The sequence below is a fragment of the Geovibrio thiophilus genome (assembly GCF_004087915.1).
Lineage (GTDB): Bacteria > Chrysiogenota > Deferribacteres > Deferribacterales > Geovibrionaceae > Geovibrio > Geovibrio thiophilus.
The window spans coordinates 1260958-1278414 of record NZ_CP035108.1 but is presented as its reverse complement, the minus strand read 5'-3'; the positions used below and the strand labels follow the sequence as shown (position 1 = coordinate 1278414).

Genomic DNA, 17457 nt, shown 5'->3' with positions numbered 1-17457 from the left:
TCCGAAACCTTACAATGTTTGTAACTTTGTCATTGTTGCGACAATGTGCCGCAACTCTCTAAATATCTGATAAATATCAATTCGTACAAGAAAACACCTATGGCACGGGTTTTGCAGGTGTAATAAACAAAGGACGCCCGTTGTAAGGAGGCATATATGAAAAGCTTTGTGATAGACGACACAACCCTCCGTGACGGAGAGCAGACCCCCGGGGTCAGCTTCACCCTCCCTGAAAAACTGGAGATAGTCAAAGGACTTGATAAAATAGGCGTTCAGGAGATTGAGGCGGGAATCCCCGTAATGGGCGAAGAGGAGAGCAGAGTCTTCTCACGCATAGTGGATCTCGGCTTAAACGCCCGCATAATCGCATGGAACAGGGCGCTCATAAGCGATGTTCAGGCATCAATCAACGCAGGAGCCGATTCGGTGGAAATCTCCCTCCCCCTGTCGGACATACAGATAAAAACCAAGCTGAACAAGGATCGTGAATGGATCAAGAATCAGATAAGGCGTGTCATAGACTTCTGCGTATCGAAAAATCTTTATGTGTCCGTCGGCGGCGAAGATGCCTCAAGAGCGGACATTGATTTTGTGACAGAATACGCGAAGCTGGTAAAGGAGCACGGCGGGGCACGCTTCCGCTACTGCGACACAGTCGGGATACTCGATCCTTTTTCGACCTATGAGACGGTTAAACGCATTATAGAGGAAGCTCAGATAGATGTTGAGATCCACGCTCACAACGATTTCGGGCTGGCTACGGCAAACTCGCTGGCTGCAATCAGAGCGGGCGCCACACACGTCAACACAACAGTCATAGGTCTCGGGGAGAGAGCGGGCAACGCCCCTCTGGAAGAGATAGTCATGGCATCCCGCCATGTTTACGGTATTGAGGACGGATTTGATCACTCGTGTATAAAAAGCCTCAGTGAATATGTATCAAAGGCTTCCGGCAGGGCAATTGAGCCTTACAGACCGGTGATCGGCGAGCTGATGTTTACCCATGAGTCCGGCATACACACAGACGGAATACTGAAAAATCCCAACAACTACGAAGCCTTTGATCCGGCGGAACTGGGGATGGAGAGAAGGCTTGTAGTGGGCAAGCACTCGGGCAGAGGAATACTGGAATACATTCTTAAGTCTCACGGGCTGGAATACACTTCCGAAACAGTGAAGGCGCTCCTTGAAGCCGCCAAAAATATCAGCGGCAGAAAGAAACGCTGCCTGAACAACAGCGAAGTTATAGAGCTTTATAAAAGCATCGCCATATAATACAGAAACGGCTTCCCTAACAACGGGAAGCCTCTCATTTCAATCTACTGCCCCACCCCGAACAGGCTCGTCATTTCCGTGCTTCTGTCAGTTTCCACAACCAGCCTGTCGCCAAAAGCGCCTGACGCGAGCGGGCGGAATTTAACCTTCACGGAGCATGATTCACCCGGATAAAGCGAGAACTGATCCTGCGGGCAGGAACCTGCTCCGTATTCTGTTTCCAGAATAAAGCTGTCTCCGTGTTCTAGGCTTATATCTTCCACGCTCATCATCTGTGTGCCGCTGTTGGCAAGAGTTATCGCAAGCTCCGCCGAATTTGTCCCCATTGTGATCCTGCCGAAGTTTTTATAAACATGGGAAAGACTCAGGACAGGTATAAGACTTTCTGTTTCATGCAGAAGCTTGCTGCCGCTGCGATAAAATACAGATACAAGTCCTGTAACCGGATCTGTGAGAACTTTTATGCCGTCATACGAGCCTGAACTCACATTATCGGAGCTTTCGAGAGTATGCACTGTGTAGGTATCACCCAGCACACCTTCAACCAGAACAACCTTTTCTCCGCTCTCAATTATACCTGCGTAAATATGATCCGAACTGTCCACAGCAAGCGATACACCGTCCACGTAGTTTCCTGCCGCCGGAGAGTAAATCTCCTCCGTATCGCAGGAAGAAAGATCCGCTTCGCACTCGGCGAGCATAACCGTTGAATTGCCGGCTGCATCAGAACCCCCGAAGAGGTAAACAAGTGAACCGGACGACGACACGGCGAGATCCGCATAAGCACTTTCATGTGACACGCTCTCAACTGTCAAGCCGTTGGTGTTGCTGAAATAGTTAAAACCATAGTAATCGTTTGAAACATCATAGTAAACGAAATAAAGCTTGTTTTCGGACGGAAGAAACCTCATGCTCATCCCTGTTTCACTGACGTCTGCGTTAAGCCCGCCGGAAACTCCTGTTCCGATTTTGCGGAGTGCAGGTTTTGAAGCGCTGTCGCCGTAGGCTATGTATATGCCGCCTGTATCATCTTTCTCCAGAGCGCATGTTTTTGAGGTAGAGTCATCCATTGCCGCATGTGAGGCATATGTATCTCCGTCAAAATAACCGAGCTTGCGGGATACCCCTGTTTCATAAACATAGCACACGGATTCGCCGGAGCCGGTATTCAGAAAATCCACACCCTTAACAATGTACTTTTCCGGAGTATCAAGAACCTCAGCCGAAACACCCCCGCTTTCCATTCGGAATATGTATAGTCCGCCGCTTGTGTCGTAGAGAAAATCTCCGAGAACACCTGAGAAATCTGCTCCTTCCGGAACAAACTCCACATCAAACGACAGGGCTGAATTTATGCCCAGCAGCATCTGGACTGGTACCGAATTGCCCCAAGTTCCGCCTGTACAGCTTTTGGAGGAGAGGACTGCTTTTTCGTCATAAACGACGATCCTGTCGCCGTTTGATGCGGCTGAAGCGGCTATCATGGCGCTTCCTGTAAAAAACGGTATGACGTTGTCATATAATTCGGCAGGAGCCGACCATGTGCCGTCGTATGTGCTTTTCATAATTTTGTGAGTATCGGTATATTTATAATAAACCTCAATTCCGCCCGGAATGGAGAGAGCTGCTAAGCCGTTCATTGGCGTGTTGTCTATTTCAATCGGTACCGAAGTCCATCCGGCAATATCGCTTTTGACAACCTCGTAAAGACCGCCGTTGTGATAAATAACATGAACCTCCGAGCCGGAAAAAGCGATTGAGGGGTTGTAGCCGTCGGCTATTTCCTCATCCACCGCCCACGGATCCGATGTGCTGTCGGCATAGTGAATGCCGTCGCTGTCTTTATAGACAATGTGTATTACGCCTGCGGAATCTATTTTGAGCATTGTGCTTTCAGGTCCTGCCAGCCCGCTCTCAACGGTTCTTCTGGTGAAGGTCGCCCCGAAGTCGGCTGTTTTATCAACAACTACAGAGTCTGTGCCTTCAGCTATGCTTGATATATAAATATCCGTTCCGTCCGCGGCTATGGATAACGCGCCGTCCATTCTCAGTGTCATGGAAGGATCAACTTCATAATGCTGCCAGAAGCCGGATGTTCTGCTCTGGGCGTAATGAAGAGTCTGATCCTTTGTATAAGCGACATGCGGCATGCAGTCCGAATCCGCTGTGATCACAGCTTTGTCCCATTCGTCCGGTTCGGCTCCCATATTGCTTAACATCCACGCAGAACCGTCATAAAAGCCGTAAGTGAGTTTGCCGTTGGAGGAAAATACCGCATGCGCCTTGCCTCCCCCGCATACTGCTATGCTTTTTTCGGTAATGGAGTTAAATCCTGTGTCTTCAAACAGCACTTCCGACGCCATAGTGCCGTCAACCACGGCATAACCTCTCAGCTCAACCGAAACATCCGCGGCGTTAGAGCTTATTGTCATCACGGAATCTCTTAATCCGGCGGGGGAAGCGGGCTCAAATCTCACAGTAATGGTACAGCTCTGCCCTGCCGAAAGGCTGGTGCAGCCGGTTGTTTCTGTGTAGCCGTTCCCGCCTGTGAAGGATGCCGTTATGCCCGTGGCAGGTGTCGTACCGCCGTTAGTGAGTGTAACGTTTTTTGTGAGGAAGTGCCCCGTTGCAACCGCGCCGAAGTCGAGCTTTGAGGTATCCGCAGTAATGACGGGAGCTGCCGTTACCGTTCCGTTCACGGTGAGAGCCGCAGAAGCAGAGTCAACCGATGCGTCCGATGAGATTATACTCAGCGTGCCGTTTAAGATCCCCGCTGTCACGGGGTGAGCCTTCACAGTAACTGTGCAGCTTGCCTGCGGAACAAGTGTAAAAGGCGTACTGCCGCAGGGTGAGGAGCCTCCGGACATATCAGCCATGAAGCTGTAATTATTTGAAGACATTACACTGCTTATATTAAGCCTGTAATTGCCGGAGTTTGTTATCAGTACAGTTTCCTCAGGAGAAAAGGTGTTCACGGCGACATCACCGAAGCTCACTGAGGGGGGGCTTACGGATATTTCAGGCTTAAGCCCTTCTTCCAGAACACTTTCAAGAATAGATGCGGCTTCCTTAAGTTCCGCCGTGTTGTCAAGAGCGTTCACCATGCTTTTAAATGCGTTAAAAGCGGCAGCGGAGCTCTGTTTAAGCGCCTTGAGACCTGCAACCAGATTTCGGTAGCTCTGGGAGTTTTTACTTCTGACAGAACTTCCCGCCGCAAGCTCCGCTTCCTCCACTGCATCCTGAACCTCACTGAGGTTCACGCCGTCATCTATCGCGTCCGTGAGATTCTGCATAACAGTCTGCACTGACGGAAGGCTTTGGTAGTCAAGGAAGTTCATAACGCCTTCGACCTTGGCGGATGAAAGATCCACACTAATCTGAAGAGCGCAGACCAGATTGATATTAACTTCTGAATTAGCGCGGATCATTGCGCTTTCTGAACCGCTGCAAAGAAGAACATTGCCGGAAGTATATGCGCTCACCGCAAAGGTGTATATCTTTCCGGCTGTGATCTCCACATCAACTTCGTTTTCGTTTCTGTTAAGCATATCAGTGAGGTTAAGCCTCAGCCCTGACCACCCCGAGGCAGAAACATCAAGATACAGACTGCTTACCGTATGCCCGCCGACAGAGGTTCTCTTACTTCTTCCGGCATCCTCAAAGAGTCCGTCCATTTTAAGACGGACGCTGACCTTATCTGTCTCACTGTCAGAGACATTGTCTCCGCAGGAAACCGCAGAAAATATAAGAAACGCGGACAGAAAAATAATGTTGAAACATAACCTGAACACACCTTTCATGGTTTTCTCCCGAATTTGTTCTGAAAGCTGAAAAAGAAAAGGGCTGAACCCGTAATTTATATTACCAGATAAAACCATCGTCCGAGATTAAAAACCGATAGCATGATAAAAATATAAGAAAACTTGATAAAAAGGGCTACATTCCGATTTTAGCGGCAAACAGGGCATACCCTCCGCAAAGTCCGTAGATGAAAACATGAGGAAACAGATTATACGCCACAACACCCAGCAGAACGGAGAAGAACACTCCGCCGAAGCTGAGTCTTTTCATATACGGAGCAACATCCTCCGCCTCCCGTTCTCCGGGGAAGCGCCTTTCGATCAAAAACGCCTCCGCACGGGTGCATATAAAACCGCCTATCATGAATCCGCTGAGAAATATAAGTATGTTATCAACATTCATCATAGGCTCTTCATAAAATTCTGCACAGCGTCATCGTCCCCCATGAGAACAAGCTCATCCCTCTCATCCAGAAGAAATCCGCTGCCCGGGTTAGCCATTACCTGCTGCCCTCTTCTCACCGCAAGGAGGGAGACATTGTAGCGGAACCTGAGATCAAGCTCACGGAGAGTTTTCCCCGAAACGGGCGAACCCACAGGAACGGTGACATTCTTAATGTTCATTCCGGTGAGGCAGACGCCCTCATTATAAGCCACTCTGGATTCAGAGCCGTTTGAGCCGCCGTGAACCTCAAAGCGTATGCTTGACGCGATTCTCTCTATCTCCTCTGCCGGAATCTGGTACTTTCTCAGCACACGGGAAAAGGTTTCTATCGCTGTTTCATATTCCTCGACAATAATCTCATCCGCGCCGAGATCCTTCAGCGGCTTTATCTCGGTTATGTATCTTGTTCTGGCGAGTATATAAACCGTGGGGTTCTCCCGTCTGGCGGTTTCCACCACCTTACGCACCGCCACCGGATCAGGCAGCGTGACAACAACTATCCTCGCGCTGCGGAGGCTTCCGTGCTCCAGAACCGCAGACTGGGAAGCGTCACCGTAAAATATCGGCGTTCCCAGTTCCCTCTCCTTTTTGACAGTTTCAGGATTCATCTCGATAACTACAAAATCGATCCCTGTCTCCTTGGCGGCTCTTGCTGTATTTCTGCCGTTGAGACCGAACCCCGCTATTATTATGTGGTCAATAAGCTCTTTGCTGTCATCCTCCTTCTTCTCATGGAGATAACCGAACCTCAGCTTAGTCGGCAGAGGCAGAACAGAAAGAATGTCCGCAAGCTTCGGAGCGGCAACTATAAGAAAGGGCGTGGTCGCCATGGATATAACAGTTACAGCTATGAGAAACGAGTATGTGTCGGCGTCAATAAGCCCCGCAGCAGCACCCGCAGCACCTAGGATAAACGAAAACTCGCTTACCTGAGCTAGGGAAAGACCGGAAAGAACAGCCACCCTCATGGGATAGCCAAGTATATTAACCACGAATCCGGTTACCGCAAACTTAAACAGCACCAGAAGCAGGAGACTGACGATTATCGCAACGGGATTTGCCATAACAACGGCGGGGTTAAGGAGCATGCCTATGGAAACAAAGAAAAATCCGGTGAAGACATCCTTAAACGGAACAACATCACCGAGCGCCTGCTGACCGTAACCCGATTCGCTGACCACTATACCCGCAAGGAAGGCTCCCAGAGCCAGCGACAGACCGGCCATGGACGTGAACCACGCAACACCGAGGCAGAGGAGAACTATGGTGATCATGAAAAGTTCCCTGTTTCTGGTGGATGCCACATGGTAGAGAATTTTAGGCACGATTGTTCTGGCGCCGAAGAATACAAAGACGACTATAAGAACAGCCTTGCCGAGCAGAAGCCCAACTTCTCCGATTCCGCCGCCCTGCCCCGCAAGCACGGGAACCATAAACATCATGGGGATTACAGCAATGTCCTGAAATATTGAGACGGCAAGGGCTATCCTTCCGTAGAGAGAGTCCACCTCACCCCTTGCGGCAAATACCTTAAGCATGATAGCAGTACCCGATACAGCCGCCATCATGCCTACGAAAACCGCGCTGTTCATGCTGTATCCGCCTAGATAGGCTATTACCGCAAAAACAATGATTGTACCTGTGACCTGAAGCCCGCCGCCGAAAATGGCAGGACGCTTCAGAGAGATAAGCGTGGCAAGGGAAAATTCTATGCCTATAGTAAACAGAAGGAGAACAACGCCTATCTGCGCCATCATATCCACCTGCTCCACTCCGTGGATAAGCTTAAAGCCGTTGGGTCCCACGAGAACGCCGGTAATCAGGTAGCCCATAATTTCGGGTATTTTCAGCTTTCCGGCAATAAAAAGCGCAAGTGCAGCAAAAAGAAATATAATTGTAATATCAGACAGTAACGGTATTCCCACTGAGCAGCTCCTTTATTGCCTGCGGATAAAAAACTGAGTGCCGCGTTTACAATAAATCATTACACAATGTATAATACGGCAGAAAATATATTTTCAGGCAGTCTATGAAATATTTAATAATTATGCTTTCGCTTTTTATTTGTAGCACAGCCTTTGCCGATAAAACAAGTATTGTTTTCGGTATAGTTCCGCTCTACTCCGCATCGGAAACCCTTGAAATATGGGGTTCGTTCGCCGTTTATGCTGAAAATGCCGATACGGGAATCATTATCAGAACCGAACGCTCAACGCAGGATTTTGAGTCCGGTCTGTTTTCAGCTAAATACGATATAGCCTTCATGACAGCCAGTCAGTATGAAAAAGTCAGGAAACGCTACAGGGCAATTGCCGTTCCTTTTGAAAAAAACCTGTCCGGAGCAGTGATAACACACGTTAACAGCGGCATCAATTCGCTGAAAGACTTAGATAACAAGCATATAGCCTTCGCCTCGCCGGACGAGCACGCTTCCTCAGTGGTTATGCAGAAAATCCTTTCAGACCACGGCATCAGCTTTAAACCGGTTTATCTCAACTCTGTAACCTCTGTGGTGATAGGCACAAAAAAACAGCTCTATCCGGCGGGTTCGGTACTCGGCGGATTTTACGAGAATGACGAAAGTCTGAAGACTGTTTTCGTAACTGATGAATACGAATCCTATGTAATAGGGGTATCCGAACGCATAGGGGAGGAGACTGCGGAATATCTCAGAAAAATATTCACGGATATGCACAGGCACTCCGAAACTAAGGCAGCAATGAAAAAACTAGGCATCTCGTTATTTATAATTCCGGAGGATAAATGATTTTCGGCAGACTGAACATGTCCTTCAAACTGAAAATAGCTCTCGGAGCCGTCCTTATCCAGCTTCTTACCACCGCTGCGGCTCTTTCTGTCAGCATCGGGTTTCTTAAAGCCTACGGAGAGAGGGAAATTCTTCTGCGGGCGGAAACGGCTGTAAACCTTCTGGGCGCCTCAGCACAGGAGGCTATACTCGTTAATGATTACGCCCTGCTGGACAGCCTCACCAAAAGCCTCTCAAGCCATGAAGAGATAGCTTACGCCCGTGTGAAGAATGAAATCGGCTCCACCATAGCGCAGAACGGAAAAGAGGAGTTCATCTCCGCACCTTTTACGGACGATACAAAAGTCGGCGGCGCTGATGACGGCTCTTTCGACAAATCGGCCGATCTCTACAGCGGAGAATACTACATAGGCAGAGTTGAAATCGGCATCGCCACCGGAACATACACCAGCTTCATATCCGAAACGCTGAAAGAAATGTTTATCCTCGCCGCCATACAGGTCTTCACCACGCTGATTTTTTCATATATTCTCGCTCACATCCTCACCAGACAGATATACCGAATAGCCGAAGCATCCGCCCGCATAACCGCCGGAGAGCTTGGGGTCACCGTAACCGCAGACGGCAGTGACGAACTCGCCGCCGTTTCCGAAACATTCAACGCCATGTCGCTCTCGGTGCAGAGCAGCCACACAGAGCTGACAGTTCTTCTGGATGATCTGGAAAAAGCCAAAAAACTGGCTGAGGAAGAGAGCGCCAAGATTAGGGGAATTCTGGAAACCGTTGTTGATGCGATAGTTATTATCAAACAGGACGGAAGTATTACCGTATTTAACCCTGCCGCAGAAAAAATGTTCGGATACACGGAAGAAGAGCTTCTGGGCAAAAGCATCAATATTCTCATGCCTCATCAGGCGGCGCTGGGACACCAGCAAAAGCTTGATTCCTTTGATTTCGACAAACGGTCATCGGTCATAGGCATAATAAGAGACATAGAGGGTGTGCACGCCGACGGTACTCTCTTCCCAATTGAGATGGCGGTAAGCGCTTCCATGATAGACGGTGAAGTATTCTTCACCGGAGTAATCAGGGACATAAGCGAGAGAAAGAAGGACGAGCTTGAGCTCATAAGCGCAAAACAGGCAGCGGAAGAGGCAAGCAAGGCAAAAACAGCTTTCATGGCGGTGATGAGCCATGAAATACGCACGCCGATGAATGTTGTAATCGGCATGGTCGACATACTCAAAACCGATGAAACGGACAAAGGAAGGCTGAGCAAGCTGCAAAGCATAGCCGGAGCCGCGGAAAACCTTATGGGGATACTGAATGATCTTCTGGATCTCTCCAAGCTTGATACGGGAAAAATGGAACTGGAAAGCGAAAACTTCAGCCTGCGGGAAGTGTTTGGCGTAACAACTGATTTTTTCTCATATGCCGCATCGGAAAAGGGTCTGAACCTGTACATGTTTCTGGATGAAAGCGTACCGGAGCACGTGAAGGGCGACCGCCACAGGCTCCGGCAGATTCTCTCAAATCTCATAGGAAACGCCATAAAATTCACTCATACGGGCAGCATAACAATAAAGGCGGACGCACGGAAAGAAAACGGCAGCCTGATTCTGAATGTCGAGGTTACAGACACCGGAATGGGTATAAGCAAAGAGAATATTGAAAAAATATTCGATGAATTCACTCAGGCGGATCAATCCATGTCCAGAAAATACGGCGGCTCCGGTCTGGGACTTGCCATATGCAGAAAGCTGGTAAAAATGATGGGAGGAGAAATATACGCCGTCAGCACACCGGGCAAGGGCAGCTCCTTCTATTTTTCAGTAATATTCGCAGCAGCGGATGAGGAAAAAACGGCAGAGCAGAAGCAGTTCTCAATACGCACTGCCAATCCGTCGGTTCTCATAGCCGAAGATTCGGAAGATAATAAAAACCTCATAAAAATGTACACCAAAAATATCCCCGTCAAAATCACCTTTGCCGAGGATGGGCAGGATGCGCTGGATAAATATAAAAACGGCAGTTTCCATCTGGTTCTTATGGACAGACGCATGCCAGTTATGAGCGGAGACGAGTCTGCGGAGGCAATAAGACGAATCCAAAGAAAACGCGGAGAGCAGACACCGTTATTCAGCTTTTCAGCAAACCTGCCCGGGGAGACAGGCTTCCCGCAGGGGCTTTATGACGGTCATTTCAGCAAGCCTTTCAAGAAAAAGGATTTGGAGGACTTCTTTAACTCCGTTTTCCCTGATATTATCAAAAGCGCTGATGAAGAGGATCTCAGGATAAGCATAGACCCGGATCTTGCTGACCTTGTGCCCGCCTACATAAGCCGTAAGGCTGAGGAAGTGGCGGAAATGCGCAAAGCAGCGGAAAGAGACGATTTCGAGAAAGCAGGCTTCATAGCCCACAGCATCAAGGGCACAGGGGCAAGCTACGGCTTCGAGATCATCACCGAGCTGGGCAGAGCCATAGAAGAGAGTGCGAAACTGGGGGATAAAAACTCTGTGATGCGCAATATAAGCCGCCTTGAAGACTACACTGCAAAAGTCAGGAAGATCCTGATATAACTTACAAAAAAATTTAAAAAAAAATGAAAACTACTTATTGACAAACCAAACTCACAAAGGTATATATATCTTCCCGTTGCGGGTGTAGCTCAGTTGGTAGAGCGCAACCTTGCCAAGGTTGAGGTCGCCGGTTCGAGCCCGGTCACCCGCTCTTTTTTTTATCTAAATGGCGACGTGGCCGAGTGGTTAGGCAGAGGCCTGCAAAGCCTTGCACCCCGGTTCGATTCCGGGCGTCGCCTTTTTGTATAACTCTTTAGCTCTAAAGCATAAGTTTAACCTGCGCAGCACTCCGTTTTCACCTTTCTTCTCAAATATCCATATTTCCTGTAACATAAAAATGATTATTTCCGATATTTTTACCATTCGTAGTTAAAGTTCACTACCAAAGGCTTATGAAGCATTATTAGATTCATCTATTACTTGTCTGTCAATTACCGCAATTCTTTTCACGATTTTTTCATTTCATGGTGATATATTTTCAACTAAGTACAGTATTGAGGCGGATATGAAAGTCGATTACAGCTCGTATAACAGGCACACCTACCCCGTTATAATATTTGACGCTGACGGAACACTTATCTACATGAACGAATCCGCCCACCGGATTTTCGGCGAATTCTCCTGCGGGAAACATAAATGCCACTTCATTTTCAGAGGATTTGAGACCGAATGCAAAAACTACATGAACTGCGTATGCGGACGTGAAGCAGCCTGCCTGAACGGAAAGGCAAGCTTTGTGCGGGAAGCGCAAACCTTAAGCGGAAATGCTTTTTTTATCGTGGAGCGTCACAGGATTCAGGAAAGCGAGCACTATATGGAATATCTGTACGATATTACACAAACAGCCTCCAGCTATATTGACAACGGCTGGATGACCAAGTATGAGCTTGAGAACATGATGCTGGACACCGAAAGCTCACCCTACGGACACTCAGCAAAAAATATATAAACATTTAAGAGATTCACAGAAGGGCGAAGGCTCTCAAATTCCATGCAAAAAAACACAAAATTGTCCCGTGTCACACACAGAGTGAGGCGGAATCAGGCAGAATCACCCTGAACTCGGTATACACTCCAAGCTCCGATTCGATCTCAATGCTGCCTTTGTGGGCATGCACCACCCTGTTAACTATTGAAAGCCCCAGCCCTGTTCCGGGGTAATCCTTTTTGACGTTGCTGGCTCTGTAGAAGCGTTTTTTCACATTCTCCATCTCATGAACAGGAATTCCGCAGCCTGTGTCTCTCACAGTGAAATATGTCGCCTCATCCCTTCTGAAAGCCCTTACACTGAGCTCCCCTTCCTGTCTGTTGAACTTGATTGCGTTTGAGAGAAGGTTATCTATCAGATACTTAAACACATCCGCATCCACACACACCACAAGGTCTTCCTGAATATCCGCACTGAGTTTAAGCTTTTTCTCCTTTATATCCTGCTCAAAGAAGGCAAGCGTTTCCTCAAACATGGACGCTATCCTCACCGGAGCAAAATGGTAGTCATGCTGTTTATGCTCAAGCCTGCTGAGGGTTATTATCTCGTTAAAAAGCCTGTTGAGAGCCTTTGAGCTTTTCTTGATGGTTTCCGCAGATTTATATCTGAGCTCCGGATCGTTCTCAAGCTCAGGCTTCTGCAAAAGCTCGCTATAGGCAAGGATTTTTGTGAGAGGTGTCCTGATCTCGTGTGAAATGGAATCCAGAATCTCTGTTTTGAAAGAGTTGACGGAGCGAAGCTCCTCGTTTTTATGCTCAAGCTCGTTCACAAGCATAACGTACTTGCCCGTCACATCCTTAAGCCTGCGCTTGAGGTTGTCTTCGTTCTGAAGAATGCTTTCCCGCATATGGTTGAAGGTTTCGGCGAGTTCTTCTATTTCGTCATCCGTGTCAATATCAACGCTTTTTGTATAATCGCCGGATTTGAAAGCAGAGGCGGCGTCCGCAAGTATATCCAGCTTCTTAAGCACAAGCTTGCGGACAAGAATACTTATGGTGATAACTATCCCTAGAAATGTCACTATGCCTGCCATGTAAAAAAAACGGTTGTTGCGGTCTATGGAGGCTTCTATCTCATCCAGAGGAACGGCAATGGATATGCCGCCGCGCAGATCGCCCACGGTGTAGCCTTGATAGATGTGGCACTCAAGACATGCTTCGTTGATGTAAAGCGGAGCCATGTATCTGTATATTTTCGATTTACCCTCTTCAATGGTTTCATCATATTCCTTCTGCCCTGAGCTTAAAGCAGTGAGGGCACGTTTTTCAAACTCATCCGGAGCATTCTCCGGGTTGATAAGGCTTGTGCTGGTTATATGAAACCTGAAACGGGACATAACACCCGCGTATTTGGAAAGCTCTTTGGTCACAACGGCAGGCACGGGGCGCACATCGTTCCTGTTCTCCGCCACCCACTGACGGGTGATGATTATCATCTCGAACAGAGTTTTTGCCTGAATATGCGCCTGTTCGATTATAAGCTCCTTCTGACGCTGCCAGAGGAACATTGTGGAAAGCACCACAAATATTACTGTTACAATCACAATATTGGTAATCAGCTTGAGAGTAAGTCTCATTTTTTCACTTTATAGCCCACACCTGAAACGGTTTTAATAATGTCCGGATTTTTCGGGTTCGTCTCTATCTTCTGGCGGAGGTTTTTTACATGCACATCAAGGCTTCGTGACCATGAGTACACTGTGTTTTTCCCCCATATGTCCTTAACTATCTCGTCTCTGGAGAGCACCTGCCCTCTCTTATCATAAAAGTACATAAGAAGCTCAAACTCCTTGGGAGTTATGTTGATTTTTTCCCCGCCGATGTGCACTGTGCGGTCACATTGATCTATTGAGATATGAAAAAACTGAATGACTCCTTCCTGACATGCTTCGGCGGAGGGTTCTGTTCTGCGGAGAATTGCCTTGATTCTTGCTGTAAGTTCGATATTTTCAAAAGGCTTGGTCAGGTAGTCGTCCGCGCCGTATTCAAGACAGATAACCTTGTCGGAAACATTATCTCTGGCGGAGAGAATAAGGATCGGAACATCTTTCTCCTTTCTGACCAGTCTGCATATCTGCTGACCGTCCACATCCGGCAGATTCAGATCAAGAACAATGAGGTCAATGTTGTTTCCCCTTGCCTTCGCTATACCTTCCATCCCCGTGGAGGCTGTCAGTACTGTATATTTTTCAAGGGAAAGCAGAAGCCTGATTATTTCCAGTATTTCAGGGTCATCGTCAACGACAAGTATTACTTTTTCCATTGAAATAAACCTTCAGCTTTTATTTGCAATATCGTTATAAAGATATTAATGAAAACAAATTTTGTAAATGCTTTTGAGCGGCTCAGGCGCAGTCAAAAAGAGCACGGCAGCTAAAACCGCTTTATTTTTTAATATACTAAACTTTTTCGGAATTAAATGGAATCTTAATTACAAATTTTACATAAGGAAAAAACCGCCCCGAAAGGCGGCTCAGGTGTTTTATTATATGGAGTGCTCCGCGAAAATATCGGTAAAATCCTTGTAGGAAAGATAGCCGAGGTGTCTTTCCATAATTTCGCCGTTATCGGAGATGAAAAGCTGCACCGGAACGGCGGTTATGCCCAGCTCAATGGCTATGCCGGAATTGACATCCACGTCAATCACCTTGACATAGTATCTCTCGCCGCCTTCCGCTTCGATTTTCTCAAGAGCCGGCTTCATTTTCCTGCATGTTATACAGCCGTCGGAACTGAACTGCACCACGAGCGCTCTGCCGTTTTCCGCTGCCTCCGCCTGAAGCATGGCAAGGGTAAGCCCGCCGTCTTTTCCGGTTTTAAGCGAAAGAACCATTATAACAGCAACCGCAGTCAGAACAGCAATGGGAACAATTATCTTCTTCATTCCGCCTCCTTAATATATATTTTTTTGAATATATTATACATCATTCAGAAAAAAGCAAGCATTACCACCCGCTTTTTTCCGCTGTAAAACCGAACTTGATTACAAGCACAATAACAACTGCGGCAGCGAATGAAAAGGCTATGATACGCAATATATTTCTATTGGCTATACTCTCGTAGAGCCAACCGCCTAGGCTTTCAAAAAACCATCGGAAAAGGAACGTGTTAACAAAAATAAAACCCAGTATTTTCAATAAGTTTTTCGCCACTGTCCTGCACCCTGAAGTGTATTTCTCAAAAAAGTTTTCCTCTTTTTCAGTACAATAAAATAATTATGTTTCATTTATCAACGTTTTTAAGTATCATTAATCGAATAAAATGAGGTTTAAAGAAATTAACCAAATATTAAATTAAAAAAAACGGTGAAAAAATGAGAAACCTTACCATCAGAAAAAAAATAATGGCAATACTCATTGTCGGCAGCGTTCTTTTTTTAGTACTCGGTTTTTATAATAATCTTACCATAAGAAAACTCAACGGTCTTGCTTCGGAGCAGGGTATCTCATTTGATAAATCAACTGCAGTCAGAAATCTGGAAATGGCAAACCTTAAGCTGAATCTGGTCGCAATGGACATGATAGTCGACAGGATAGACGGCTTCGTGGACGAAGAAAGAAAGCAGGAGCTGGCAGACATCCTTAACGATTATCAGACCGGTAAAAAAGCAATCAAAGAGATGATAACCGATGAAACCGTTCTGGCAAAATTTGAGGAGATATACAAGCAGTTTGACAAGCTTTATGCGCTGGTGAGCACCGATCTGATCACGGCGGTGGAGGACAGGGCTGACAGCTCTGTTTTCGGAGCATTCGACAACATAATTGACGACACCAGCTCCGCCATTGACGATCAGATTAATGAGATACTCAGCGGAATAAACGCTGATGTTGATAAAACATCCGCTTCCGCAGCGTCAATCAGCAAGGCATCCGTAATCAGCAGCTTATTCATAATGCTTTTCATAATAACAATTAACACAATTATTACCCTTCTCGTCTCAACCTCCATAATCAAGTCTGTCAAAACTATAACATTTACCGCCAAAGATCTTGCGGAGGGAGAAGGCGACCTCACAAAAGAGATCCGAGTGGACGCCTATGACGAAACAAAGATTCTGGCGGACTACATAAACACGTTTATAGCAAAAGTACGTGAAACGGTTCACAGCATACAGCAGTCTTCGGAATCCGTATCCGCCGGCTCCAGCGAGCTTGCCGCCTCTACAGAGGAGCTTTCAAACACCATGAGCCAGCAGACATCCCAGATCTCCAGCATAGCCGCGTCAGTGGAGGAGATGGCAGCAACCTCGAAAGAAATAGCCGTCAATGTCGGTGAGGTTCTTCAGAGATCTCAGGAAGCTAACCATCTCACAGACGACGGTAAAAAGAAACTTGACTCCGCAGTGAAAGACATAGCCGACATTAAAAGCAGTGTGGAGGATATGGCAAAAACCATAAAAGAGCTCACCGATTCATCCGAAAGAATCGGCGCCATACTCGACGTTATTAATGATATAGCCGATCAGACCAACCTCCTTGCGCTCAACGCCGCAATTGAAGCGGCAAGGGCAGGTGAAGCGGGCAGAGGATTCGCTGTTGTCGCGGATGAGGTGCGCAAGCTCGCAGAACGCACACAGAATGCCACAGGCGAAGTCGGAGGCATAATCTCCACCCTCAGAAAAGAAACGGAAAACGCGTCGACGAACATGAACAAAGCGGTCGGCGCAGTAAGCAAGGGCGTCACGGCAATTTCGGAAACAGGCGAAATATTTGAACAGATTATGATTTCTGTGAAGGATATATCTCTGAACAACAGCGCCATCAGCAGCGCAGTGAATGAAGAAAGCGATGCGGTAAATTCAGTTAATGACAATGTTCAGATGATTTCATCCGGTTTGGAGCAGAGCAGCATAGCTCTTTCGGAGATCTCCCACACGGTAAGCGATCTTCAAAGGCAGTCCGAAGATCAATACAGAGTTGTAAATCGCTTCAAAGTAGTGTAAGTATTTATCCGCGCTTTGCAGAAAAAAGTGAAGTTTTCACTTTTTCTGTCGAAATTTAAACGGATACATACAATATACTATGCGCACAGGTGAAGGTCAGGTGCTGAGAGTTTCTTCCCATTTAACGTCAGTGTTTTTTCTTATTTTATTAACAGTATCATGCGGAAGCGGAAACAACGTCTCCGCCCTTCACTCCACCGAAGCGGGAACAACACCTGTTTCGGCAAGCGTTTCGGACAGCTTTCACGGAACATACAGGCTTTCGGGCATATACTCCGGTGATCTCAGCATTGTCAGGGCGGAAGGTGTTCAGTATGTGGATTCAGTTAAAAACACTGTAAGAATAGAGCTTGAGATAGACACTCTTCTGGACAGTTATAAAATAGAGAGGGAATACCCGATTGAATTCGGAAAATCATCCTTTGCCATGACCTCCGGCGTCAAAGAGAAATACGAATCAGAAAACTCCTCCTCAGAAAAATCATACTTCATAGACACACAGTATCTTGCCGAAATGTCTGACTTTCAGGCGCTTCTGAACATAGAGTGGCAGAAGATTTCCGACAAAACAGGCGGGAAGATCTGACATTCACATCCGGTGCCGCTCTGATAGAAAAGCGGCATTTTCCCCTTTCCTCTTCGTGTTTTAAATAATATTA

Annotated in this window: 12 protein-coding genes and 2 tRNA genes; 8 read left to right on the top strand and 6 right to left on the bottom strand. The window is 47.1% G+C overall.

The features are described from left to right. The first annotated feature begins 156 nt into the window (after positions 1 to 156). Positions 157 to 1275 (top strand): homocitrate synthase, encoded by a 1119-nt coding sequence (nifV, locus tag EP073_RS06030; RefSeq protein ID WP_128466266.1) that lies wholly within the window; start codon positions 157 to 159, stop codon positions 1273 to 1275. A 44-nt stretch (positions 1276 to 1319) separates the two neighbouring features. Here nifV and EP073_RS06025 read toward each other — a convergent pair whose 3' ends face one another. The 3 genes from EP073_RS06025 to EP073_RS06015 form a co-directional block, all read right to left on the bottom strand. Further along, positions 1320 to 5075: a choice-of-anchor D domain-containing protein gene (locus EP073_RS06025; RefSeq protein ID WP_164885287.1), complete on the bottom strand. Its 3756-nt coding sequence runs from the start codon at positions 5073 to 5075 to the stop codon at positions 1320 to 1322. A gap of 136 nt (positions 5076 to 5211) precedes the next feature. Beyond that, the gene (locus tag EP073_RS06020) at positions 5212 to 5481 is read right to left on the bottom strand and encodes a hypothetical protein (RefSeq protein WP_128466264.1); all 270 of its coding nucleotides are present in this window, start codon (positions 5479 to 5481) and stop codon (positions 5212 to 5214) included. Then, positions 5478 to 7445: a monovalent cation:proton antiporter family protein gene (locus EP073_RS06015; protein WP_128466263.1), complete on the bottom strand. Its 1968-nt coding sequence runs from the start codon at positions 7443 to 7445 to the stop codon at positions 5478 to 5480. Before EP073_RS06015 ends, EP073_RS06020 begins: the two co-directional genes overlap by 4 nt. A 104-nt stretch (positions 7446 to 7549) precedes the next feature. Between EP073_RS06015 and EP073_RS06010 the strand changes: the two genes are divergently transcribed. From EP073_RS06010 to EP073_RS05990, 5 genes are all read left to right on the top strand, one after another. After that, positions 7550 to 8287, top strand: coding sequence for a PhnD/SsuA/transferrin family substrate-binding protein (locus EP073_RS06010; protein ID WP_128466262.1), 738 nt, complete (start codon positions 7550 to 7552; stop codon positions 8285 to 8287). Continuing rightward, positions 8284 to 10866, top strand: coding sequence for an ATP-binding protein (locus EP073_RS06005; protein WP_128466261.1), 2583 nt, complete (start codon positions 8284 to 8286; stop codon positions 10864 to 10866). Before EP073_RS06010 ends, EP073_RS06005 begins: the two co-directional genes overlap by 4 nt. A 78-nt stretch (positions 10867 to 10944) precedes the next feature. Next, a tRNA-Gly gene (locus tag EP073_RS06000) sits at positions 10945 to 11017 on the top strand. A gap of 17 nt (positions 11018 to 11034) precedes the next feature. Beyond that, positions 11035 to 11105: transfer RNA gene (locus EP073_RS05995), tRNA-Cys, on the top strand. Between the two features lie 266 nt (positions 11106 to 11371). Then, positions 11372 to 11815, top strand: a complete 444-nt coding sequence (locus tag EP073_RS05990) for a PAS domain-containing protein (protein ID WP_128466260.1) — start codon at positions 11372 to 11374, stop codon at positions 11813 to 11815. A gap of 70 nt (positions 11816 to 11885) precedes the next feature. On the opposite strand, the gene EP073_RS05985 is transcribed toward EP073_RS05990, so the two are convergent. The 3 genes from EP073_RS05985 to EP073_RS05975 form a co-directional block, all read right to left on the bottom strand. Continuing rightward, entirely contained in the window at positions 11886 to 13430 is a 1545-nt protein-coding gene (locus tag EP073_RS05985; protein ID WP_128466259.1) for an ATP-binding protein, read from the bottom strand. After that, positions 13427 to 14116 carry a response regulator transcription factor gene (locus tag EP073_RS05980; protein WP_128466258.1) on the bottom strand — a complete coding sequence of 230 codons (690 nt, stop codon included), beginning with the start codon at positions 14114 to 14116 and terminating at the stop codon, positions 13427 to 13429. The genes EP073_RS05985 and EP073_RS05980 overlap by 4 nt, the downstream gene beginning before the upstream one ends. Positions 14117 to 14338: 222 nt before the next feature. After that, positions 14339 to 14737: a thioredoxin family protein gene (locus EP073_RS05975; protein ID WP_128466257.1), complete on the bottom strand. Its 399-nt coding sequence runs from the start codon at positions 14735 to 14737 to the stop codon at positions 14339 to 14341. Positions 14738 to 15166: 429 nt separating this feature from the next. Here EP073_RS05975 and EP073_RS05970 point away from each other — a divergent pair, with 429 nt between their 5' ends. Next, positions 15167 to 16798, top strand: a complete 1632-nt coding sequence (locus tag EP073_RS05970) for a methyl-accepting chemotaxis protein (RefSeq protein WP_128466256.1) — start codon at positions 15167 to 15169, stop codon at positions 16796 to 16798. Between the two features lie 79 nt (positions 16799 to 16877). After that, complete coding sequence (locus tag EP073_RS05965; protein ID WP_128466255.1) at positions 16878 to 17384, top strand: hypothetical protein; 507 nt, start codon at positions 16878 to 16880, stop codon at positions 17382 to 17384. Positions 17385 to 17457 lie beyond the last annotated feature (73 nt).